At 55.3% G+C, this 21635-nt stretch carries 22 protein-coding genes and 1 pseudogene; 8 read left to right on the forward strand and 15 right to left on the reverse strand.

Annotated elements, in window-relative coordinates:
* Both pyk and ACK5JN_RS01735 read left to right on the forward strand, forming a co-directional pair.
* On the forward strand, nucleotides 1-961 hold a 961-nt coding region (gene pyk / locus ACK5JN_RS01730), incomplete at its 5' end, for a pyruvate kinase (protein ID WP_416868568.1).
* Nucleotides 962-1272: 311 nt separating this feature from the next.
* Entirely contained in the window at nucleotides 1273-1509 is a 237-nt protein-coding gene (locus ACK5JN_RS01735) for a major outer membrane lipoprotein (RefSeq protein ID WP_002908860.1), read from the forward strand.
* Between the two features lie 64 nt (nucleotides 1510-1573).
* Here the strand turns inward: ACK5JN_RS01735 and ldtE are convergent, their stop codons facing one another.
* The 8 genes from ldtE to ACK5JN_RS01775 all read right to left on the reverse strand — a co-directional run bounded on the left by ldtE (nucleotide 1574) and on the right by ACK5JN_RS01775 (nucleotide 9406).
* Nucleotides 1574-2548 carry a L,D-transpeptidase LdtE gene (gene ldtE / locus ACK5JN_RS01740; protein ID WP_416868569.1) on the reverse strand — a complete coding sequence of 325 codons (975 nt, stop codon included), beginning with the start codon at nucleotides 2546-2548 and terminating at the stop codon, nucleotides 1574-1576.
* Nucleotides 2549-2658: 110 nt separating this feature from the next.
* Nucleotides 2659-3075 (reverse strand): cysteine desulfuration protein SufE, encoded by a 417-nt coding sequence (sufE, locus tag ACK5JN_RS01745; protein ID WP_416868570.1) that lies wholly within the window; start codon nucleotides 3073-3075, stop codon nucleotides 2659-2661.
* 12 nt (nucleotides 3076-3087) lie between these two features.
* Nucleotides 3088-4308, reverse strand: a complete 1221-nt coding sequence (sufS, locus tag ACK5JN_RS01750) for a cysteine desulfurase SufS (RefSeq protein WP_416868571.1) — start codon at nucleotides 4306-4308, stop codon at nucleotides 3088-3090.
* Entirely contained in the window at nucleotides 4305-5579 is a 1275-nt protein-coding gene (sufD, locus tag ACK5JN_RS01755) for a Fe-S cluster assembly protein SufD (protein WP_416868572.1), read from the reverse strand. The genes sufS and sufD overlap by 4 nt, the downstream gene beginning before the upstream one ends.
* On the reverse strand, nucleotides 5554-6300 hold the full coding sequence (gene sufC / locus ACK5JN_RS01760) for a Fe-S cluster assembly ATPase SufC (protein WP_416868573.1): 747 nt from the start codon (nucleotides 6298-6300) through the stop codon (nucleotides 5554-5556). The genes sufD and sufC overlap by 26 nt, the downstream gene beginning before the upstream one ends.
* Nucleotides 6301-6317: 17 nt before the next feature.
* On the reverse strand, nucleotides 6318-7805 hold the full coding sequence (gene sufB / locus ACK5JN_RS01765) for a Fe-S cluster assembly protein SufB (protein ID WP_416868574.1): 1488 nt from the start codon (nucleotides 7803-7805) through the stop codon (nucleotides 6318-6320).
* A gap of 10 nt (nucleotides 7806-7815) precedes the next feature.
* Nucleotides 7816-8184, reverse strand: coding sequence for a Fe-S cluster assembly scaffold SufA (gene sufA / locus ACK5JN_RS01770; RefSeq protein WP_064545857.1), 369 nt, complete (start codon nucleotides 8182-8184; stop codon nucleotides 7816-7818).
* Between the two features lie 631 nt (nucleotides 8185-8815).
* Nucleotides 8816-9406 carry a hypothetical protein gene (locus ACK5JN_RS01775; RefSeq protein WP_416868575.1) on the reverse strand — a complete coding sequence of 197 codons (591 nt, stop codon included), beginning with the start codon at nucleotides 9404-9406 and terminating at the stop codon, nucleotides 8816-8818.
* A 577-nt stretch (nucleotides 9407-9983) separates the two neighbouring features.
* Between ACK5JN_RS01775 and ACK5JN_RS01780 the strand changes: the two genes are divergently transcribed.
* From ACK5JN_RS01780 to ACK5JN_RS01790, 3 genes are all read left to right on the forward strand, one after another.
* Nucleotides 9984-10229, forward strand: a complete 246-nt coding sequence (locus ACK5JN_RS01780) for a hypothetical protein (RefSeq protein WP_416868576.1) — start codon at nucleotides 9984-9986, stop codon at nucleotides 10227-10229.
* 165 nt (nucleotides 10230-10394) lie between these two features.
* Nucleotides 10395-10598, forward strand: coding sequence for a putative selenium delivery protein YdfZ (gene ydfZ, locus ACK5JN_RS01785; RefSeq protein WP_416868577.1), 204 nt, complete (start codon nucleotides 10395-10397; stop codon nucleotides 10596-10598).
* A gap of 150 nt (nucleotides 10599-10748) precedes the next feature.
* Nucleotides 10749-11090, forward strand: a complete 342-nt coding sequence (locus ACK5JN_RS01790) for a hypothetical protein (RefSeq protein WP_416868578.1) — start codon at nucleotides 10749-10751, stop codon at nucleotides 11088-11090.
* A 20-nt stretch (nucleotides 11091-11110) separates the two neighbouring features.
* On the opposite strand, the gene umuC is transcribed toward ACK5JN_RS01790, so the two are convergent.
* Nucleotides 11111-12364, reverse strand: coding sequence for a translesion error-prone DNA polymerase V subunit UmuC (gene umuC / locus ACK5JN_RS01795; RefSeq protein WP_416868579.1), 1254 nt, complete (start codon nucleotides 12362-12364; stop codon nucleotides 11111-11113).
* Complete coding sequence (gene umuD, locus ACK5JN_RS01800) at nucleotides 12348-12782, reverse strand: translesion error-prone DNA polymerase V autoproteolytic subunit (RefSeq protein ID WP_416868580.1); 435 nt, start codon at nucleotides 12780-12782, stop codon at nucleotides 12348-12350. The genes umuC and umuD overlap by 17 nt, the downstream gene beginning before the upstream one ends.
* 155 nt (nucleotides 12783-12937) lie before the next feature.
* Here umuD and ACK5JN_RS01805 point away from each other — a divergent pair.
* Together ACK5JN_RS01805 and ttcA are read left to right on the forward strand one after the other, a co-directional pair.
* Nucleotides 12938-13048 (forward strand): annotated as a pseudogene (locus ACK5JN_RS01805) (hypothetical protein); the annotation flags it as partial.
* 44 nt (nucleotides 13049-13092) lie between these two features.
* Nucleotides 13093-14028: a tRNA 2-thiocytidine(32) synthetase TtcA gene (gene ttcA / locus ACK5JN_RS01810; protein WP_416868581.1), complete on the forward strand. Its 936-nt coding sequence runs from the start codon at nucleotides 13093-13095 to the stop codon at nucleotides 14026-14028.
* A gap of 46 nt (nucleotides 14029-14074) precedes the next feature.
* Here ttcA and dbpA read toward each other — a convergent pair whose 3' ends face one another.
* The 3 genes from dbpA to ACK5JN_RS01825 all read right to left on the reverse strand — a co-directional run bounded on the left by dbpA (nucleotide 14075) and on the right by ACK5JN_RS01825 (nucleotide 18084).
* On the reverse strand, nucleotides 14075-15448 hold the full coding sequence (gene dbpA, locus ACK5JN_RS01815) for an ATP-dependent RNA helicase DbpA (RefSeq protein ID WP_416868582.1): 1374 nt from the start codon (nucleotides 15446-15448) through the stop codon (nucleotides 14075-14077).
* A gap of 331 nt (nucleotides 15449-15779) precedes the next feature.
* Nucleotides 15780-16763 carry a zinc transporter ZntB gene (gene zntB / locus ACK5JN_RS01820; protein ID WP_416868583.1) on the reverse strand — a complete coding sequence of 328 codons (984 nt, stop codon included), beginning with the start codon at nucleotides 16761-16763 and terminating at the stop codon, nucleotides 15780-15782.
* Nucleotides 16764-16911: 148 nt separating this feature from the next.
* The gene (locus ACK5JN_RS01825) at nucleotides 16912-18084 is read right to left on the reverse strand and encodes a methyl-accepting chemotaxis protein (RefSeq protein WP_416868584.1); all 1173 of its coding nucleotides are present in this window, start codon (nucleotides 18082-18084) and stop codon (nucleotides 16912-16914) included.
* Between the two features lie 377 nt (nucleotides 18085-18461).
* Between ACK5JN_RS01825 and ACK5JN_RS01830 the strand changes: the two genes are divergently transcribed.
* Nucleotides 18462-20606 (forward strand): putative bifunctional diguanylate cyclase/phosphodiesterase, encoded by a 2145-nt coding sequence (locus tag ACK5JN_RS01830; RefSeq protein ID WP_416868585.1) that lies wholly within the window; start codon nucleotides 18462-18464, stop codon nucleotides 20604-20606.
* A 58-nt stretch (nucleotides 20607-20664) separates the two neighbouring features.
* Here ACK5JN_RS01830 and ACK5JN_RS01835 read toward each other — a convergent pair whose 3' ends face one another.
* On the reverse strand, nucleotides 20665-21123 hold the full coding sequence (locus ACK5JN_RS01835) for a DMT family transporter (protein ID WP_416868586.1): 459 nt from the start codon (nucleotides 21121-21123) through the stop codon (nucleotides 20665-20667).
* Between the two features lie 2 nt (nucleotides 21124-21125).
* The gene (locus ACK5JN_RS01840) at nucleotides 21126-21560 is read right to left on the reverse strand and encodes a DMT family transporter (protein ID WP_416868657.1); all 435 of its coding nucleotides are present in this window, start codon (nucleotides 21558-21560) and stop codon (nucleotides 21126-21128) included.
* Nucleotides 21561-21635 lie beyond the last annotated feature (75 nt).

Genomic DNA, 21635 nt, shown 5'->3' on the forward strand with positions numbered 1-21635 from the left:
CCTGGGCGAAAACAAAGGCGTTAACCTGCCGGGCGTTTCCATTGCCCTGCCGGCACTGGCAGAAAAAGATAAACAGGATCTGATCTTCGGTTGCGAGCAAGGCGTCGACTTCGTTGCGGCTTCCTTTATCCGTAAACGTTCTGAGGTAGTGGAAATTCGTGAGCACCTGAAAGCCCACGGCGGTGATAACATTCAGATTATCTCCAAGATTGAAAACCAGGAAGGCCTGAACAACTTCGACGAAATCCTCGAAGCGTCTGACGGCATCATGGTTGCTCGTGGCGACATGGGCGTTGAGATCCCGGTTGAAGAAGTTATCTTCGCGCAGAAGATGATCATCGAAAAATGTATCCGCGCACGTAAAGTGGTTATCACCGCGACTCAGATGCTGGATTCCATGATCAAAAACCCGCGTCCGACCCGCGCTGAAGCAGGCGACGTGGCTAACGCCATCCTCGACGGTACCGACGCAGTGATGCTGTCCGGCGAATCCGCTAAAGGTAAGTACCCGCTGGAAGCTGTGACCATCATGGCAACCATCTGCGAACGTACTGACCGCGTGATGACCAGCCGTCTGGAGTTCAACAACGACAGCCGTAAACTGCGCATCACCGAAGCTGTTTGCCGTGGCGCGGTTGAAACTGCAGAAAAACTGGACGCGCCGCTGATCGTCGTGGCGACCCAGGGCGGTAAATCTGCACGCGCTATCCGTAAATACTTCCCGGATGCCACCATCCTGGCCCTGACCACCAACGAAACCACTGCGCGTCAGCTGGTGCTGAGCAAAGGCGTTGTGGCTCAGGTTGTCAAAGAAATCAGCTCTACCGATGATTTCTACCGTCTGGGTAAAGAAGTGGCTGTAGAAAGCGGCCTGGCACAGAAAGGCGACGTGGTGGTGATGGTTTCCGGCGCGCTGGTTCCGAGCGGCACCACCAACACCGCATCCGTGCACGTACTGTAATAATCCACATACTTATTATAGTTTGCCTAAAAAAGCGCCCACTGGGCGCTTTTTTTATACATTCTGATAACGTAGCTCAATAAAAAATCCAATAGGCTGCCACTATTTAAACTTTGATTATCTAAGATGAATCCGATGGAAGTCCTCTGTTTTCACTCGCATTTTCCGCCTAAAACCCTAAAGTCGATGCTTCTTTGAGCGAACGATCAAAAATAAGGGAAAACGCATAAAAAAATATTCTCAATATAAAAAAGTTTGTGTAATACTTGTAACGCTACATGGAGATTAACTCAATCTAGAGGGTATTTATAATGAATCGTACTAAACTGGTACTGGGCGCGGTAATCCTGGGTTCTACTCTGCTGGCAGGTTGCTCCAGCAATGCTAAAATCGATCAGCTGTCTTCTGACGTTCAGACTCTGAACGCTAAAGTTGACCAGCTGAGCAACGACGTGAACGCAATGCGTTCCGACGTTCAGGCTGCTAAAGACGACGCAGCTCGTGCTAACCAGCGTCTGGACAACCAGGCTCACTCTTACCGTAAGTAAGAGTTCTGGTAATAAAAATGGCGCACACTGTGCGCCATTTTTTTTGCCTGCGATTTACCCTTTCCTACTGCGTCACGGTTCCTGAAGCCACCGAACTATTCTGCGCCGACAGCACCGATGCCGTCCCCTGCACCTCAGAGACCATCACCGGATACCCGGCACGACGCGTCAGCGCGCTCTTCACCTGCCCTTCGCTCGCCTGCCCGGCAAACTGCTTAAAGCCCGACGACAGCGTCATCTTCATGGTTTGCGTATCCTGCGCTTCGTTCTGCGACAGCGGACGATGCACTTCCAGATAGCGCGCGCCGTTCGGCTCTACCGCATACTTCACCGGCTCGTTAATCACCCGCACCGGCGTACCGCTGCGCACCTGCGCGAACAGCGCTTTAATATCCGGCGCGTTCATGCGAATACAGCCCGAGCTGACGCGCAGGCCGACGCTATCCGGCGCGTTGGTGCCGTGAATAAGATATTCACCGTTACCGTACGCCAGACGCAGCGCATAAAGCCCTAACGGGTTATTCGGCCCGGCAGGTACGACCGGCGGCAGCGTAACGCCGCGCTCCAGCGAGCGCTTGCGGATGCCCGCGGTTGGCGTCCAGGTCGGGTTAGGGATCTTCTGCCCCACGCGGGTGGTCATTTCCGGCGTTTCCAGCCCCTGTAGGCCAATGCCGATTGGATAGACCTGCACCATCTGTTCGCCCGGCGGGAAGTAGTACAGACGCAGTTCTGCAAGGTTAACCACAATCCCTTCGCGCGGAACGTCAGGCAGCAGCATCTGCGACGGAATGGTCACCACGGTGCCCGGACGCGGAACCGGCGCGATGGTATTGTTGGCTTCGAGGATAAGCATCGCGGCGGTATCAAAGCGCCTGGCGATCGCCTGTAGGTTCTTATCGCCCTCCTGAACGGTGTAGGTTTGATTGTGGCCGATTAAACGGCTGTTAGCAGGGGGTAACGGGTAGTCGACTGCCCAGGCGCTGGAAATCGCGCTGAGGGCACCTAAAATGCTGAGTGTTAAGAGGGACGCGCGCTTCATATCTGGATTCCTTATTCATATTCACTGACAACGTGCCAGAAAGCTGAACCACCAGCGCGGTGGGCTGCCCGCCCACCTTTCGTAACAGAATGAAAGCTGTCTATTTGATATTAGCCAAAACTCGCCGCCTGCGTGCGGATTGCACGGATCATCGCCTCCAGCCCCTGTGAGCGCGATGGCGTCAGATGCTGCGCCAGCGCCAGTTGCTCAAACCAGGGGCGAACATCAAAGGCCTGTACATCCGCGGCGGTCATCCCATCGTAGAGGATAAAGACCACGGCAATCAAGCCTTTAACGATAGCCGCATCGCTATCGCCCTGTAACGTGATGCGTCCCTGCGCATCGCGCCCCATCACGATCCACACCTGGCTCTGGCACCCCTGAATAATATGCTCCGGGCTATGCTGCTCGGGGCTAAGCGGGGGCAATCGCTGACCCAGCTCGATAATATAGAGGTATTTCTCTTCCCAGTTGGCGCAACGGTTAAAGTTGCGCAACAGTTTTTCTTTGTCCGGTAAAGCCGCCATTGTCGCTCCCTGTTACCCTAATAAATGGCGAATGCGCTGTAGGCCCGCCACCAGGCGGTCTACTTCCTCAACGGTGTTGTACATCGCCAGCGATGCCCGGCACATGGCGGGCACCTGATAAAATTCCATCAGTGGCATCGCGCAGTGGTGGCCGGTGCGCACGGCAATGCCGTAGTTATCGAGGAAGCTGCCCACATCGTAGGCATGATGTTTGCCGAGGTTAAACGCAATCACCCCCAGCCGCTCCGCCGGGCCGTACAGGTGCAGGTCCTGCACCTCCGCCAGCGCGTCCAGCGCGTAGCGCATCAGCGTCTGTTCGTATTCGCCGATTTGCGTCAGCCCCAGCGCCGCGACGTAATCCAGTGCCGCCCCCAGGCCGATAATTCCGCCGGTATTCGGCGTACCGGCTTCGAAGCGCCACGGCGCTTTTGCCCAGGTGGTGCCTTCGCTCAGGCTGACGGTGGCGATCATTGAACCGCCCCCTTCCCACGGCGGCATCGCCTGCAGGATATCGGCTTTAACGTACAGCGCGCCGATACCCGTCGGGCCGTATAATTTATGGCCGGAGAAGGCGTAGAAGTCGCAGCCCAGCGCCTGGACGTCAACCGGGTGGTGCATCACCGCCTGCGCGCCGTCCACCAGCACCTTCGCCCCGCTGTCGTGCGCCAGCGTAATCAACTCCGCCAGCGGGTTCTCGGTGCCCAGCACGTTAGAAACCTGCGTGACCGCCAGCAGCCGCGTGTGCTCATCAAATAGCCCCGCCGCGACGTCCATTTGCAGCGTGCCGTCGGCGTTGAGCGGGATCACCCGCAGCTGCGCGCCCGTGCGGGCGCAGAGCATCTGCCAGGGCACGATATTCGCATGGTGCTCCATCGCGGTGATGACAATATTATCGCCCGCCTGCACGTTGCTGGCGCCCCAGCTGTTGGCAACCAGGTTGATCGCCTCGGTAGTGCCGCGAACAAAAACCACCTCCTCGGCGCTGGCGGCGTTCAGGAAATGCGCCACCTTCTGGCGCACCTCTTCCATACGCTGGGTGGCTTCGGCGCTCAGGGTGTGAATTCCCCGGTGTACGGCCGCATAGCCGTGACGATAAAACGCCGCCTCGGCGTGGATCACCTGCTCGGGTTTCTGCGCGCTGGCGGCGGAATCCAGATAAGCCAGCGGCTGGCCGTTCACTTCGCGCGCGAGCACCGGAAAATCGCCGCGAACCTGCTGTACGGAAAAGGTCATGGTTTCCCCCTCGCCAGACGCAGCCCAATGCGCGCCAGCACGTGCTGTTTCAGCGCATCAAGGGCGATGGCATCGGTCAGCCCGGCGGCAAAGGCGTAGAGGATGATGTTTCTCGCCTCCTCTAACGCAATCCCGCGCGAGCGTAGATAAAAGAGCTGCTCATCATCGATTCGACCCACGGTCGCGCCGTGGCTGCATTTTACGTCATCGGCGTAAATTTCCAGCTGTGGCTTGGTGTCGACTTCCGCCAGACGCCCCAGCAGCAGATTGTTGTTGGTCATCTGCCCGTCGGTTTTAATGGCGTGCGGCGCCACGGTAATCACGCCGTTAAACACCGCGCGGCCTTTATCGCTGACGATGGTTTTATGCAGCTGGCGGCTGTCGCAGTAGCCGCGGTTATGTTCAAGCCAGGTCCGGCTATCGCACACTTCGGCATTAACCGGCATCGCCAGGCTGTTGAGCCGTAGCGTGCTGTTTTCCCCGTTCAACTGCGTGCTGGTGTGATGGCGCGTTACCGCCGCCCCCAGCAGAAAACTGTGGCTGAAGGCAGCGGCATCGCGCCCCAGCCGCAGGTCGTTATGGGCAAAATGGTAGCTCTGGTCGTTTTCAAACCCCAGCTTCAGGTGCTGAAGCTGGGCGTTATCCGCCACCGTCATGGTGAACCTTGCGCCGGTAAAATGACGCACCGGGTTCAGGCTGACATACTGTTCAATCACCGTCGCCTGCGCCCCTTCCGCCAGTTCGATATGATGGCGATAGTGCGCCGTGTTCATCTCGTCGCTTTCCAGCCCGCGCGTAATATGCAGCAGCAGCAGCGGCTTATCCGGACGCTGATTGCGTCGCACCTGGATATGCGTCACGCTGCTGGCCAGGCTTTCCGTCAGATGCAGGAACACCTCCGGATGCACCGCCTCCGGCAGCGACTGGCGCTGGTTATCCACCGTCACCTCAAACCCGCTGTCGCTGAGGTCATCGCTGAGCCGGGCATCAAACTGGCCGTCAACAAACACCAGACGATAGGCCGGCAGCGCGACCGCGTGGGCGTCAAGCTGGTCGGCGCTCAGCGCGGGCAGCGCGGGCGCCACGAAGGTGCTGGCGAGCAGCTTATCCAGCGCCGTGTACTTCCAGTCTTCGTCTTTACGCGTTGGCAGCCCAAGCTGATGGATCTGCTGGAGATGCGCCAGCGCCTGCGGCGAGGCCTGTCCGCCGCGCGCCTGGAATAGCGCATGCCACTGCTGAAGCGCGCTATTGTTGTTCGCTAAGCCAGCCATAGCCCTGCTCCTCCAGCTGTTTCACCAGCGAGAAATCACCGGATTTTACAATACGCCCCTGATACAGCACGTGGACGACGTCGGGCTTGATGTAGTCCAGAATGCGCTGATAGTGGGTGACGATAATGAAGGAACGCTTGCCGTCGCGCAGCGCGTTCACCCCTTCGGCGACGATTTTCAGCGCGTCGATATCCAGCCCGGAATCCGTTTCATCCAGAATACACAGCGCCGGCTCCAGCACCGCCATTTGCAGGATGTCATTGCGCTTTTTCTCACCGCCGGAGAAACCCACGTTGACCGAGCGGGTCAGCAGATCCGTCGGCATCTTCAGCAGCTCAATCTTCTCTTCCATCAGGTCCTGAAAGTCAAAACGATCCAGCGGCTCCTGGCCCCGGTGGGCGCGTACCGCGTTAAGCGCGGTTTGCAGGAAAAACTGATTGCTCACCCCCGGGATCTCAACCGGATACTGGAAGGCCATAAAAATGCCTTCCCCAGCGCGTTCTTCCGGCGATAGCGCCAGCAGGTCGTGACCCTTAAAGGTCACGGAGCCGCCGGTTACGCTGTAGTCTTCGCGGCCTGCCAGCGTGGCGGAGAGCGTGCTTTTGCCGGAGCCATTCGGCCCCATAATGGCGTGCACCTCGCCCGGACGCACGTTCAGGCTCACGCCGCGCAGGATCGCTTTCTCATCAACGGAGACCTGTAATTCATTGATATTTAACATATCGATTCCCTTAATCCTTAACCGACGCTGTGTTCAAGGCTGATAGCCAGCAGTTTTTGCGCTTCCACGGCGAACTCCAGCGGCAGCTCCGAGAAAACATCCTTACAAAATCCGTTCACGATCATTGAGATTGCATCATCTTCGCTAATCCCGCGCTGCAGGCAGTAAAACAGCTGATCTTCACCAATACGTGACGTTGTCGCTTCGTGCTCCAGCTGCGCGCTGTTATTGCGACACTCCACGTATGGGAAGGTGTGCGCGCCGCAGTCGGGGCCGATCAGCATCGAGTCGCACTGGGTATAGTTACGCGCGTTGGTCGCCGTCGGCATGATTTTCACCAGCCCGCGATAGCTGTTCTGGCTATGCCCGGCGGAGATCCCCTTCGAGATAATGGTCGATTTGGTATTTTTGCCAATGTGGATCATCTTGGTGCCGGTGTCGGCCTGCTGATGGCCGCTGGTCAGCGCCACCGAGAAGAATTCGCCGACCGAGTTATCGCCGCGCAGAATGCAGCTGGGGTATTTCCAGGTGATCGCCGAGCCGGTTTCCGACTGGGTCCACGACATCTTGCTGTTTTCGCCTTCGCACAGTGCGCGCTTGGTGACGAAGTTCAGGATCCCGCCGGTGTTGTTATCGCCGGGGAACCAGTTTTGCACGGTGGAATATTTCACCTCCGCGTCTTTATGAATGATCACCTCTACCACCGCCGCGTGCAGCTGATAGCTGTCGCGTACCGGGGCCGAGCAGCCTTCAATGTAGCTGACATAGCTGCCTTCATCGGCAATCAGGATGGTGCGTTCAAACTGGCCGGTTTTCTCGGCGTTGATCCGGACATAGGTCGACAGCTCCATCGGGCAGCGCACGCCTTTAGGGATATAAATAAAGGTGCCGTCCGACGCTACCGCGGCGTTCAGCGCGGCGAAGAAGTTGTCATTTTCCGGCACTACCGTGCCGAGATAGCGTTTGACCAGCTCGGGATGATCGTGAATCGCTTCACCAAACGAGCAAAAGATAATGCCCTGCTCCGAGAGCTTTTCCCGGTAGGTGGTGGCGACGGATACCGAGTCAAAAATCGCGTCAACCGCCACCTCTTTGCCCTCACGCACCGGCACGCCCAGCTGATTAAACGCGGCTTCCACCTCATCGGTTAAAAAGCTGCTGCTGCCGGTCTGCTGCTGTGCGCCGGGTTCAGACGCGCAGCTATCGTCGCAGTTGCCGCAGGACGGCGCGGAGTAGTAGCTGTAGTCCTGGTAGTTCAGCGAATCATACTTCGCCTTCAGCCAGTGCGGTTCTTCCATCAAAACCCAGGCACGGTAAGCCTTCAGGCGAAATTCCAGCATCCACTCCGGTTCGTTGCGCCTGGCGGAAATCGCCCGCACCACCTCTTCGTTAATGCCTTTCGCCAGCTCATCGGTTTGCAGCTGGGTAAAGAACCCTTCTTTATAGTTCAGCGGGCCACTGGCCCAGGTCTGGACATCGTCAGTTGCGTCAGTATTACGCGTCATTATGTACCGCCTATACCCCAAAGCTTTCGCCGCAGCCGCATTCGTTCTGCGCCTTCGGGTTATGATATTTGAACAGCTGATTCAAACCTTCGCGCACGTAATCCACTTCCGTGCCGTCAATAAACGGCATTGCGCGTAAAGGCACCCACAGCTTCGCGCCGTCGGATTCAAACAACAGATCGTCTTTATCCGGCTCGCTTACCGCGTCCAGCACGTAGCCAAAGCCCGCGCAGCCGGTCTGCTTCACCCCTAAACGCACGCCCTGAATCGTAGGCTGCTGTTTGACCAGCTCACGAATATGCGCCGCGGCCGACGGCGTCAGCGTAATGCCGCGCCAGGTCACATCGTTGGGATCGAAGGTTCCTGAATGCAAATCCATAGGTCTACCTCATCAGTGGAGCCACAAAGGGTTAACGCTATGTTAGTGATAATGATTATCACTTCAACCCGCGCCGCGTGGGGGTATTCCGCACGCGGCCCTTTGATCATGCCTTTTTATAAGCATAGACCCTGCCGACGCCGGTGAGAGGGATAGCGATATTTTTACAATGCTTTGATAAATAATGAATTTATTGTTACTGATAGGCGGGATATGGCGGAGTGCTAAAGATGTATAGTCAATACCTATTTATTCGATTGGTTTTGGCATGTTCTGTGAATCAAGGGGTTAGAGGCTTATCAATGAGTTATGAAAACCACTGTATGGACATATAGGGACATAGGCAGACTTTTTCATGCCCAAAAATTTGCCACTGCTGCTGAACACTCTGCCCAGCATCACTCCTGCTTTCTGGAAGCGATTAACCCGCCAGATCGCCATCATCTCCCTGCTTGTAAATCGAGGGCTATTTAATGCGAAGGCGCACAGCAAAAAGCAGAGTATTCGTACAAGTACGGGTTCAGGGCTGATTTAACAACAACACACGTCGATGAGTTTTCCCGGAGCCTGAAAAGGTAAAGGCCCGCCGAAGCGAGCCATTGATGACTTTCATCTGTAAAAATTAGAATATCTATCTGGCGCTTTCGCCTCTTAATGTCGCAACCCTAAATCCTTGATACGGCCCACGGTGGAGCACAACCTGAAAATATCCTTTTAAATAATACCCCCCCCTGAACCACTCAAGACTCGAGTAGGAACCAGGGTTTTTTAAAAAACTAATAGTTAATCCAGTACAGTGGTTCTCGACACTGGGCCTCTGCTTTTTGTCGAATCCATCATAACATTCTGTCCAGATTGTCAATGATTCAGGATCTAAAGTCTCATTTTGCTGATCTATTGCCTCTCTAGTCTCTTTGTCATAAGACTCATACTCTTCTGGCGAAAGCTCAGGTTCTTCATCAACATCAATGAAACCAGAATCTGGGTCAAAATACACATTGAGATATACAACTCGCCCAACATGGGCTTCTAAGAAATCTTCAAAGCGATTTGCATTTTTTGTCAAAGAAGAAATCTCAATTGAATTTGTATATGCATCGTCTAAAGGAAATGTCGGGGTTTTAGTCGATTCATACGCCTTGATCGCGTAAATACACGCTAAGACTGACGCTACTGTACCAATGGCAGTCATAATTGATGTAAACGTTACTTTCTTAGACATCCCAAAGCACCTTCACTTATCCATAAGCTTGAACTGTGAAAAAAAGAGATACGTGTGAAATTTAAAATCGAACCAAATATAGCCGATGTACACATTCATTAACAGTTCCAAGTATTTAGAAATAATCATATCAAGGCATGCCCCAGAAACGCAAAAGCCCCGCGGGGTTAACCGCAGGGTTTGAATGTTCGCTTCTTATCATATTGCCGCCCCTTAAAGTTAAGGAAGCATATCGAAGTAGACTCACACATGGTTTATGAGGTCTACAGGAAGTGGATTGGCGAGTTGGATCAGGACCAGGTGGGGATGCTGAGCAATAAATTCCAAACCGCAACGCCCCCACCGCGCCCCAAAGCAAAAAAAGAAATGCTAAAAGTTGTTTAATTTCAATGCAATAAACAAGAGTTAGATAAATAATACCTATTTATTCAATTGATTTTTGGTCCTTCAGTGCAGCCTGCCCTTAAAAGCAATATCAATAGGTTATGGACAATCCCTGCATAGCTAAAGTGTCAGCAGTGGATAAATGCAGATGCCTCACCCATACTGAACGTTCTCAAGTGGTTGTGGAGAACGTATGAATCAGGATTTCCAGGATATAAAGGATGAGTTTGACAAACACGGGCCGCAGGCCGGTGAGGAAGTCGCTCAGGCGATGTATGAGTCCCTGTCCAGAAGGCTAACCCCCTATTTCTTTAACCAGGAAAGCATTAATAAGCGCAGGCTAATCATTAAACTTGAAGAGGGAGAAAAGGAAGTCGGCACCCGCAACAAGTATGATTGGCTGGCCGCTTTTAATCGGCACAATGCTGAAGGTCGCTAATGCGGCCTTTTTATTGAGCAAAAAATCAGCAGCCATGCAGTCGTTTTGTCCATAATACTCATAAAAAAACCGCACTTTGACGAAGCGCAAAACAGCGCGTTTTCGATCGCGCTATTAATTCACACCGCCAATATAACCCGTCTTAATATGTGAAAGGAGGAGACGATGAAAACCTACGATCGTAACCGTAACGCTATCACGCTCGGCACCCGTGTCATGGTAGCCAACAATGGCGCTACCGGCGTCATTACCGCTATTCACGGTGAAGGTAAAACGGCGGAACAGCTGCGTCGCGAGAGCTGCGTAGAGATTGATGGTTGTGACGGCACGTTCTGCCCGGTTGATTTGATCCGCCTGGGTCTTAACTAATACGGCAACGTTCGAGGCCACTCCGGTGGCCTTACTGATTTTTTGCGCTGCCGAGAGAAAATACAAAAAACTTATATTGATCAAACACAAAGCCCGAAAAGCCAAATCAGGCAATAATCGCGTGTTGTTTCAATAAAAGTATGTAATCCAATGAATTTCCTAAAGTTATTATTTCTTCTTGTTATTATTCCCTGTCAAAGTTACGCGCTCAATTTCTCATCAACCATACTGAAATTAAACTGCCCTGAACGCGGCCTGGTCGAAGTCATCCTGCACGTCTACGGGCATACCCAGGAAGCCTGGAAAGGCCATTTTGAAACCGGCGCAGGCCACAAGCGCGTCGGCGACATTGAGATTATCCCCTTCGCCAACGGCGATACGCTGCTCCACCGCGTCTCAAGCGACGCATTCGCGTATGTCTATGACGGCGAGGAACGGGTCAGGCACTGCCTTAAGCTGGACGAACGCCCTGTTTATACTAATTTCGGCTAACTACCCGGCGCCGGTGCCGGCTATCGGGCCACCGGCAGATCCGCATAGCGAGTGGTGTAGCTGGGGGAGAGCATTTCCCGCTTCATCGCCCATGTCTGTTCAACCCCCTTTCCGGCAAAACCGATACTGCCCCGCCCGGAATGATTAATGCTGTCGATCACCTGCATCAGCGCCTGACTATTGGCCTGAGGTGGAAAAGCATCGAACAGCTGCAGCTGCGCCACGCCCTGGCTGAAAAAATCGCTCAGCATCACCCCCGCTTTCATATAGCGAAAGCCGTCTCTCCAGATCTTATCCAGCGCTTGAGTGGCGCTGCGAATAATATCCCGCGTATCACAGGTTGGAACCGTCAGCCTGCAGCAGGCCTGCGGAGCATAAAACGTCTCATGCTCCGCGTGCGGGCTGGTACGCATAAACAGGCTTACGGCGCAGCAGTACTGTCTTTCCGCCCGCAGTTTTTCCGCCGCACGTTCGGCATAGGCGCACACCACCTGGTGCATCTCGTTATACGCGGTGATGCGATGGCTAAACGAGCGGCTATGAATAATCTGCTGCTTCGTGGGCGCAAATTCCTCTAGCGCCAGGCAGGACTCGCCGCGAAGTTCACGTACCGTACGTTCCATCACGACGTTAAAATGGCGGCGAATAACCCAGGTCGAGCTATCGGCCAGCTGCAAGGCGGTTTCTATTCCCATCAACTCCAGCTTCTTACGCGTACGTCTCCCCACGCCCCAGACTTCATGCGCCGGAAGCAAGGAAAGCAATTTACGCTGGCGTTCCGTGGCGCTGAGATCGACGACCCCCTGGGTTTGTCGCCAGGTTTTAGCCGCCAGATTGGCGAGCTTGGCGAGCGTTTTGGTCGGCCCAATGCCGACGCCCACCGTCAGCCCCGTATTCGTCCTTACCGCGTCGCGTATCTGGTGACCAAACGCCTCAAGCCCCACGCCGCTGGGGATATCAATAAACGCTTCATCTATCGAATAGATCTCCACGCTGGGCACGAGATCCATCAATGTCTGCATCACCCGATGGCTGAGATCGGCATACAGCGCGTAGTTAGAACTGAACACGCTCACCCGCTGACGCTGCAGTTCCTCTTTAATTTTAAAATACGGCGCGCCCATGCTAATGCCGAGCGCTTTGGCCTCGGCCGAGCGGGAGATAATGCATCCGTCGTTATTGGACACCACCACTACCGGCCGGCCCTGAAGATCCGGGCGGAATACCGTCTCACAGGAGGCATAAAAATTGTTAACATCAACCAACGCGAACATATTTATGGGCTTTTAAGCTAAACGTCACCACGCCGAAGATTTGCAGCTCTTCCTCCGCGTGAAAGACTATCGGCGCGTACTGCGCGTTATGCGGCATCAGCTGTAATGATGGCCGGGTTCGCAATTCTTTTACCGTAAACTCCCCCGCTACGGCCGCGACGACGATATCGCCGTGCTCGGCCTTTAATGAACGGTCGACGACCAGCAGATCGCCATCACCAATGCCCGCGCCCATCATCGAATCACCGCTAACGCGCACAAAGTAGGTCGCGCTGGGATGCTTGACCACCAGCCGGTTCAGATCCAGGCTCTCTTCAACATAGTCCTGCGCCGGGCTGGGGAAACCGCAGGGGATCCTCTCCAGGAACAAGGGTAATTCGAGGTCCTGTTCAGCTTGATATACGTACGTGGCGCTCATCTTCATTTACTCGTTAATACTGTCTATATATACAGTATTATGCAACGTATGGAGAGATCAAGCCACTTGTTGTCGCGCGGGGACAACCTGTTGAAGGCGCACTGCATTTAATGTCGCGCTCCCCACAGCCGCGAGTTAGTAAGCCCCATCCTGCAAAACATGCTGGCATTCGTCGCCGTAATCCGTACCATACACGCCACACATTCGCTGATTCGCCGTCAGCGCGGGACAGCGCTTTTATCGTAAATCAAATGGACTGGAAGACGCTGTAGGGCCTGAGTTTCCATTTAGATTTTTGAGTAACTATTAAATGCAACAAAATCAAGAAATTACCAAAAAAGAACAATACAATCTGAACAAATTGCAGAAGCGTCTGCGCCGTAACGTGGGCGAAGCCATCGCTGACTTCAACATGATTGAAGACGGCGACCGCATCATGGTCTGCCTCTCCGGCGGTAAAGACAGCTACACCATGCTGGAAATTCTGCGCAATCTGCAGCAGAGCGCGCCCATCAGCTTCAGCCTGGTGGCGGTCAACCTCGACCAGAAACAGCCGGGCTTCCCGGAGCACATTCTGCCGGAGTATCTGGAGAAGCTGGGCGTTGAATATAAGATCGTCGAAGAAAACACCTACGGCATCGTCAAAGAGAAAATTCCGGAAGGGAAAACCACCTGCTCGCTCTGCTCTCGTCTGCGCCGCGGGATCCTCTACCGTACGGCCACCGAGCTGGGCGCCACCAAAATTGCCCTCGGCCACCATCGTGACGATATCCTGCAAACGCTGTTCCTGAACATGTTCTACGGCGGGAAAATGAAGGGGATGCCGCCGAAGCTGATGAGCGACGACGGCAAGCACATCGTTATCCGTCCGCTGGCCTACTGCCGCGAAAAAGATATCGAGCGCTTCTCTGAAGCCAAAGCGTTCCCGATCATTCCGTGCAACCTGTGCGGTTCACAGCCGAACCTGCAGCGTCAGGTGATTGGCGATATGCTGCGCGACTGGGATAAACGCTATCCGGGCCGGATTGAAACCATGTTCAGCGCCATGCAGAACGTGGTGCCTTCGCACCTGTGCGACACCAGCCTGTTTGACTTCAAAGGGCTGACCCACGGTTCGGAAGTGGTTGACGGCGGTGACCTGGCGTTCGATCGGGAAGAGCTGCCGCTACAGCCGGTGGGCTGGCAGCCGGAAGAAGAAGACGGTCAGCTGGATGAGCTGCGTCTGAACGTGGTAGAAGTGAAGTAAACGATCCGGCGTCTCAGGCTGCGGCCTGAGACGCTGATTTAGGCTGTTATTTCAGCAGACGCGCACGGCACGCTTTGCCTTTGATTTTCCCTTTCTGCAGCAGTTTCCATGCCTGATGGGCCACATCGGCACGCACCGCCACGTAAACATGCGCCGGGTGTACGTCAATTTTCCCGATATCCGCAGCCACCAGCCCCATATCACCGGTTAACGCGCCCAGCACGTCGCCCGCGCGCATTTTGGCCTTTTTACCGCCGTCGATGCACAGGGTCATCATTTCCGGCGCCAGCGGCGTAATGCGCGTTCTCGCCGGTTCCGGCATCCAGTTCAGCTTCAGTTGCAACATTTCGGCCAGAATATTCGCGCGCTGCGCCTCTTCCGGCGCGCAGAAGCTCACCGCCAGCCCGCTGTTGCCCGCACGCGCGGTACGGCCAATACGGTGGACGTGCACTTCCGGATCCCACGCCAGCTCGTAGTTCACCACCATCGCCAGCGATTTAATATCCAGCCCGCGCGCGGCGACGTCGGTCGCCACCAGAATGCGCGCGCTGCCGTTGGCGAAGCGCACCAGCGTCTGATCGCGATCGCGCTGTTCGAGATCGCCGTGCAGCGCAATGGTGCTCTGCCCCGCCGCGTTCAGCTCTTCAAACACCGCCTGGCAATCTTTTTTGGTGTTGCAGAACACCACGCAGGAGGACGGCTGATGCTGGCTCAGCAGCTGCTGTAATAGCGCGATTTTGCCGTGGCGCGGCACGTCAAAAAACTGCTGCTCCACCGCCGGCAGCGCGTCAACGCTATCGATCTCAATGGTTTCCGGCGAACGCTGGACGCGGCCGCTGATGGCGGCAATGGCTTCCGGCCAGGTGGCGGAGAACAGCAGCGTCTGGCGAGAGACTGGCGCGAAGCGGATCACTTCGTTAATGGCATCGCTAAAGCCCATATCGAGCATACGGTCCGCCTCATCCATCACCAGCGTTTGCAGAGCGTCCAGCGATACGGTGCCTTTTTGCAGGTGGTCCAGCAGGCGGCCCGGGGTGGCGACAATAATATGCGGCGCGTGCTGCAGGGAGTCGCGCTGCGCGCCAAACGGCTGGCCGCCGCACAGCGTCAGTACCTTAATGTTCGGCAGATAGCGCGCCAGGCGGCGGATCTCACCGGCAACCTGATCGGCCAGCTCGCGCGTCGGGCACAGCACCAGCGACTGGGTCTGGAACAGGCTGGCGTCCACGTGCTGAAGCAGGCCAAGGCCGAACGCCGCCGTTTTACCGCTGCCGGTTTTGGCCTGCACGCGCACGTCCTTTCCGGCCAGAATCGCCGGCAGCGACGCGGCCTGAACCGGCGTCATGGAGAGATAGCCCAGATCGTTGAGATTATCGAGTTGGGCGGCAGGAAGGGCATTAAGGGTGGCAAAAGCGGTCACAGTATTTTCTCGCGAATTAGGGGCTAACGGTCAGCAGGCGCGTATCCTCGCAGATCTCGCCGCGGGAAGCGACAATTAATCGGCAGGTAGCATCAGGGTAGCGGAAAAAAGACAAAAAAAAGCCGACTATTCTAAGCCGGCGTCGTACGAATCAATTGTGCTATGCAGTAATTCAAAAAAAGGAAGTAAGACAATATGGAGCGCAACGCCCATCGCTTGACGTTGCATTCACCTGCGGGATCGATATTGCCTCGATTGGCCTCTTCTTTTATTGACCTCGCTCAAATTAAGTGGCGTTACCCTATCCAAAGGGGGTAAAAAAGGTGATTTTTTACAACCAGTTACTACGGTGTAACCACCACGTAACACCACCAATGAGTAGCACCAACATAATGCAGAATAGCGAAAAGCCCAGATGCGAGCCGCCGCCGGGAATGCCGCCAAGGTTGACGCCGAACAGCCCCGTCAGGAAGGTGCTCGGCAAAAAGACCATCGCCATCAACGACATGGTATAGGTTCGGCGGGAAAGCGACTCCTGCATCATCTGGGCGATTTCATCGGTCATTACCGCCGTGCGGGCGATACAGCCGTCAATTTCATCCAGCCCGCGTCCCAGACGGTCGGCGATATCCTGCATCCGGCGTCGCTGATCGTCGGTCATCCACGACAGGCGCTCGCTGGCAAGCCGGGCGTACACGTCGCGCTGCGGCGCCATATAGCGGCGCATGACGATAAGCTGCTTGCGCAGCAGCGCCAGAAAACCGCGCGGCGGCACCTCCTGCTCCAGCAGATTATCTTCAAGATCGATAATTTTGTCGTGCAGCTGCTCGATAAACTCGCTGGCGTGATCGGTAAGCGCATCGCAGATATCCACCAGCCATGAACCGCAGTCCGTCGGGCCGCTGCCCTCCTGAAGGTCGCTCACCACGTCATCCAGCGCCAGCACTTTACGCTGCCGGGTAGAGACGATCATGCGTTCATCAATATAGAGGCGCATCGCCACCAGCTGGTCCGGGCGTTCGTCGGTACTGCCGTTAATGCAGCGCAGGGTGATCAGCGTCCCCTCTCCCAGGCGGCTCACTCGCGGGCGCAGGCTTTCGCCGGACAGCGCATCGCGCACCACGTTCGGCAATAGCGGCGTGGTCGCCAGCCACTGGGCGCTGTCGGGGTGGGTATAGTTCAGGTGCAGCCAGCAGGGATTATCTTTACTGACGAGCTCCGCGTCGGTTAACGGCTTCACGCCGCCCTGACCATCCAGCAGCCACGCAAATACCGCGTCTGGTACGTTAAGGTCCGATCCTTTAATGGCTTCCACAGCGCCTCCGCTTACGACTTTCTGTCCTGATAGTCTAGCCATCTCCATTTGTTAAGCAACCGTTAGCGATGCCATGGCGCTGAAAGGATTGATAAAACCGGGGCAGGGGGTTCTCCCGGAGTCGGCTACGCCTCGTCCGGGATGCGGGTTAAAAAGATTGCCAGAAGTTTTGCTCCGCGCTGCCAATCACCGCCGGCTGTAACGCTGCCCCTCTCGCCGGTATATTCGCTAACGGCTGTGCCTCATCGCCAATGCGGAAGTTCTGCGTGCGCGACTGCAGCTCAATTACCTGGCGCTTCAGAATGTCGGACGATCTGGCCAGCTCTTCAACCACCGTGATATTGCTCTGCGTCACCGTTTCCAGCTCATTCAGCGCCAGCGTAATCTGATCGATGCCTTTTTCCTGCTCGGAGGTCGAGACGGCAATCTGCTCCATCAGGCCGTTCAGCTCGCCCGAACCGGCAACGATCTCCTGCATGTTTTTCTCCGCCTCGGCGACAATACTCGCCCCCTGCGTGACGTTTTCGCTGGTGACGTTAATTAAGGTTTTAATACTCTTCGCCGCTTCCGCACTACGGTGCGCCAGATTCCGCACTTCCCCGGCCACCACCGAGAACCCTTTACCGTGATCCCCCGCCCTCGCCGCTTCCACCGCCGCGTTCAGCGCCAGAATGTTGGTCTGGAAGGCAATGCCGTCAATCATGGCGATAATTTCCGTCATCTGTCGGGCACAATCGGTAATCGACTGCATATTGGTCGCCACTTCGCCCATCAGCGCGCCGCCTTTACGGGCGCACTGCGTCGCATCACCGGCGCGTTCACTCGCCAGGCGCGTATGCTCGGCGTTGTTTTTGGTACTGGCGGCAATCTGTTCCATGCTCGCCGCGGTCTCCATCAGCGTGGCCGACTGCTGCTCGGTTTTTACCGACAGGTCGCCGCTGCGGGTTGCCAACTGCTCGGATAACGACATTGCCGTATCCGATGACGTGCGAATTTCCGCCACCAGCGTCGAAATATTATTCGATAAGTTATTGATCCCCGGAATTAAGCGCCCGGCACAGTTATTCCCAAAGACGGGAATACGCACCGACAGGTTACCGTCATTGACTTCATCAATGCTGCGCTTCACCGCATTAATGGGCGTCACCAGGTATTTCGTCATATACAGCCACAGCAGTGCCAGCGCGGCCGCCCATACAATATTTATGGTTAAAAGCAAGAATATATTCTTTGATAATATTAGACAGATCACATCGGCAATAAGGAAAACCGCCAGAATAAATACCAGGATAAACGTTCGGACGCTAATGTTTTTAAACATAACCTACCCTCAGCGCTGGTTGTGTCATTTGGTTATATCACCCGAAGATGTATTTTCCAGACCATTTTGACTATTTTCATCACTTTAACCGTTCGCTGTGCCAGTTTGCCTTTACGCAGATGAAGCCATTAACCAAAGCAAAATTTATCGCAGATATATCGTTAAGCGTGGCTTAACTCTATAGAAACAAAGCATAATATAATGCACACCGCTTATTTATTAACGAACATTTCATCATCATTAAGCCATGCTTAATATATTCAGCAGCATTGCTAATTGGATAAAAAAAAGAGAAGTATCTCGTTATTTCTGTGGTTTAAATTCGGAATTTACTGATAGATTAACTACAAACCCTTTTATGAAAAGGTATGGATTGCATGATGCTACACGCTTCGTGGGACCCGATACTGGTCGGTATTTCATTCCTGGTGGCATTCATCGCGTCTTTCGTCGCGCTTGATAGTGCTGCAAAAATTGCCGCTTCAAATAAGAAGGCGGCTATCTTCTGGCGTATTACCGGCGGCGCGACGCTGGGTATTGGGATCTGGTCGATGCATTTTATCGGCATGCTGGCCATGAAAATGCCCATGCCGATGAGTTATCACCTTGAGCTGACGATCGTTTCGCTGCTGGCGGCAATTATTGCCTCTTCGCTGGCGATTAATATCGCCGTAGCGGGGAATACGCTCTCGCTTAAGCGCCTGTGCATTGCCACCGCCCTGCTGAGCAGCGGCGTCGTCACCATGCACTATGTCGGCATGGCGGCGCTGATGGCTCATGATGATATCACCTGGAGCATTCCGCTGATTATCGCCTCGGTGGTGATTGCCATCGTGGCTTCCTGCGTCGGTCTATGGCTGGCCTTCAGCCTGCGCCTGAACAGCAAAGGCGTGCTGCTCACGCGTGTCGGCGCGGCGCTCGCCATGGGGATTGCCATAGCCGCGATGCACTATACCGGCATGAGCGCCGCCACCTTTACCGGCCACGGGCACATGATGGCCAATCATGCGGCAATGGTCAGTGAAGAAGGACTCTCGATATGGGTTTCCGTCACCACCCTGCTACTGCTGGGGCTGATGCTGATGATCTCGATGGTCGACTCGCAGGTGCGCACCACCCGCCTCACCGAAAACCTCCAGCGCCTGAACCAGCAGCTTGAGCAGCAGGCGCGCTACGACGGCCTGACCGGCCTTGCGAACCGCAGCCAGATTGATATGCGTCTGCTCGCCTGCCTGCATCAATCAAAGCTGGCTGGCAGCACCTTCGCGCTGGTGCTGATGGATCTCGATCGCTTTAAGCTGGTCAACGACGCCTGGGGCCATCACGTTGGCGATAACCTGCTGGTCTCCGTCGCTAACCGCATGAGCGCCTGCCTGACGCCGAAAATGACCCTCGCCCGCATCGGCGGCGATGAATTTATTCTGCTGGCCCCCGACTGCACCGAGGCGGAAATCGCCGATATCTGCGCGCGGATGGTCGAGAGCATCCGGCGGCCGTTTTACCATTCCGGGCAGATACTGCAAATTTCACTCAGCGTCGGCATCAGCCTCTATCCCGGGCACGGCGAAACGCCGCAGGATCTGAAGCTGGCCGCCGATACGGCGATGTATCATGTCAAACACGGCGGGCGTAACGGCTGGGTGTTCTATCACGAGTCAATGCTCGACAGCGCGTGGCAGGGCGCGCATTTCTTACAGGATCTCACCCAGGCGCTGGAGCGCGGTCAGTTTGAGCTGTGGTACCAGCCGAAATATCACGTCAAAGACAAACGCATTTACGGCTTCGAAGCCCTGCTGCGCTGGCGCCATCCGAAAAAAGGCATACTGCTGCCGGACGTCTTCCTTTCGACCCTGCAGAATACCGGCCTGATCGTGCCGGTGGGTAACTGGGTGCTGGAACAGGCCTGCGTTCAACTGCATAAGTGGAGCATTGCCGGGCATGATGACTGGACGCTGTCGCTCAATATTTCACCGGTGCAGTTTGAGCAGCAGAACTTCTACGAGCAGGTCTGTGACGCGCTGGTTCGCCATCGCATTTCACCGACGCGCTTGACTATCGAGCTTGCCGAAACCGCGGCGCTGCACGGTTTCGATCGCAGCGTGCAGATTTTTAACGATTTCTGCCGCATCGGCCTCACCCTCTCCATTGATAACTTTGGCGTCGGCTACTCCAACATGCTGGCATTGCAGGATCTCCCGGCCGGAGAACTGAAAATCGATAAAAGCTTTATGAAGGATATGCGGGAGAACAGTAAGAACATTAAAATTGTCTCGACGATTATCACTATCGCCCACTCAATGAACATGGACGTGGTAGCTGAAGGCGTAGAGACCCAGGAGCAGCAGCGCATTCTCTCCGGGCTGGGCTGCGATGCGCTGCAGGGATTCTGGTTCTCCGACCCAGTACCGGCAGAAGATATTGAGGTGATGCTGAGCAATCTGCCGTTGAGCAGCGGCCCTCACGCTCCCGCCGCGCTACGCCGCGACATCTCATCCTCAACGGGGAAAAAGAGACAGGCTTGAGTTAGACAGCCATCAGTGGGCCTGGCTCCAGCCTCACTGATGGCACGCAGGAACGCATTTACGCGCGTTCGCCGTTCGTCCGGTTGCTCGAATAAATAAAGTAGAGCGCAATCGCTAAACACACCACCGCGCCCAGCCGGGTCAACGAAAAGTGAATCGAGGCGTTCCCCAGCCAGCCGAAATGGTCAATCAGCATGCTCATCGCCAGCTGACCAAAGATCACCGCCACCGTGGCAACGCCGGTGCCGATACGCTGCACCGCCAGCACCATAATGACGATATACGGCACGCCAAACATCGCCCCCATCAGCTGCCATTTCGGCACGTCCAGCAGGGTGACCGCCTGAACCGGTTCGAAATACACAATCAGCAGCGCCGTGACCAGCGCCCCCACCGCGAAGGTCAGAAACGCGCTTTTTAAGACGCCCACCTGGCTGCCCAGCCGGCCGTTAATCGCCGCCTGAATGCTTAACGTTGCGCCACCCAGTACCGCAAGTAAAATCATGATCACAAACATTTTTATCCCCTTGCCACCAGCAGCAGCGCGGCCAGAATAAACACCAGCGCATACAGGCGTTGAACGTTAATTTTTCGATGCGCGACCCCAAACAGACCGTAATGATCAATCAACAGGCTTTTAAAGACCTGGCCCGCCAGGACGCCGATCATGGTCATCGCTACGCCAATAATCGGGGCGGCAACGGTTAATATCATCACGTAAATGGGCCCCAGCACGCCGCCTAATAGCGTCCAGCCCGGCTGGGCGAAAAACGACGGCCCCGAGCGCGGGCTGAAGAACAGCATCAGTAAAAATGTCAGTACGGCACCCACGCCGAAAATACTGAACGTCGCCCATAAGTCCCCCACTTCACCGCCAAGCGGCCCAAGAATTCCGGCCTCGACCGACAGCCCCATGCCGCCGGCAATCACAAGCACAATCAGTAACAGTTGCATCATCTACTCCCATCGTTAACGGCGAGAAAGATAATCAATTTTGATTGCGTTAAAAATGGTATAAATAGAGAAACA

The sequence above is a fragment of the Kluyvera sp. genome (genome assembly GCF_047971185.1).
GTDB lineage: Bacteria > Pseudomonadota > Gammaproteobacteria > Enterobacterales > Enterobacteriaceae > Kluyvera.

Excerpts from the sequence above, each read along its gene's own strand:
- ydfZ (WP_416868577.1), top strand. The coding sequence starts at position 10,395 with ATGAAAACCTACGATCGTAACCGTAACGCTATCACGCTCGGCACCCGT.
- ldtE (WP_416868569.1), bottom strand. The coding sequence starts at position 2,548 with ATGAAGCGCGCGTCCCTCTTAACACTCAGCATTTTAGGTGCCCTCAGC.
- ACK5JN_RS01840 (WP_416868657.1), bottom strand. The coding sequence starts at position 21,560 with ATGCAACTGTTACTGATTGTGCTTGTGATTGCCGGCGGCATGGGGCTG.
- sufB (WP_416868574.1), bottom strand. The coding sequence starts at position 7,805 with ATGACGCGTAATACTGACGCAACTGACGATGTCCAGACCTGGGCCAGT.
- umuD (WP_416868580.1), bottom strand. The coding sequence starts at position 12,782 with ATGAGCGCCACGTACGTATATCAAGCTGAACAGGACCTCGAATTACCC.
- sufS (WP_416868571.1), bottom strand. The coding sequence starts at position 4,308 with ATGACCTTTTCCGTACAGCAGGTTCGCGGCGATTTTCCGGTGCTCGCG.
- ttcA (WP_416868581.1), top strand. The coding sequence starts at position 13,093 with ATGCAACAAAATCAAGAAATTACCAAAAAAGAACAATACAATCTGAAC.
- sufD (WP_416868572.1), bottom strand. The coding sequence starts at position 5,579 with ATGGCTGGCTTAGCGAACAACAATAGCGCGCTTCAGCAGTGGCATGCG.
- ACK5JN_RS01780 (WP_416868576.1), top strand. The coding sequence starts at position 9,984 with ATGAATCAGGATTTCCAGGATATAAAGGATGAGTTTGACAAACACGGG.
- ACK5JN_RS01835 (WP_416868586.1), bottom strand. The coding sequence starts at position 21,123 with ATGTTTGTGATCATGATTTTACTTGCGGTACTGGGTGGCGCAACGTTA.
- ACK5JN_RS01775 (WP_416868575.1), bottom strand. The coding sequence starts at position 9,406 with ATGTCTAAGAAAGTAACGTTTACATCAATTATGACTGCCATTGGTACA.
- sufA (WP_064545857.1), bottom strand. The coding sequence starts at position 8,184 with ATGGATTTGCATTCAGGAACCTTCGATCCCAACGATGTGACCTGGCGC.
- ACK5JN_RS01825 (WP_416868584.1), bottom strand. The coding sequence starts at position 18,084 with ATGTTTAAAAACATTAGCGTCCGAACGTTTATCCTGGTATTTATTCTG.
- ACK5JN_RS01735 (WP_002908860.1), top strand. The coding sequence starts at position 1,273 with ATGAATCGTACTAAACTGGTACTGGGCGCGGTAATCCTGGGTTCTACT.
- umuC (WP_416868579.1), bottom strand. The coding sequence starts at position 12,364 with ATGTTCGCGTTGGTTGATGTTAACAATTTTTATGCCTCCTGTGAGACG.
- sufC (WP_416868573.1), bottom strand. The coding sequence starts at position 6,300 with ATGTTAAATATCAATGAATTACAGGTCTCCGTTGATGAGAAAGCGATC.
- sufE (WP_416868570.1), bottom strand. The coding sequence starts at position 3,075 with ATGGCGGCTTTACCGGACAAAGAAAAACTGTTGCGCAACTTTAACCGT.
- ACK5JN_RS01790 (WP_416868578.1), top strand. The coding sequence starts at position 10,749 with ATGAATTTCCTAAAGTTATTATTTCTTCTTGTTATTATTCCCTGTCAA.
- ACK5JN_RS01830 (WP_416868585.1), top strand. The coding sequence starts at position 18,462 with ATGATGCTACACGCTTCGTGGGACCCGATACTGGTCGGTATTTCATTC.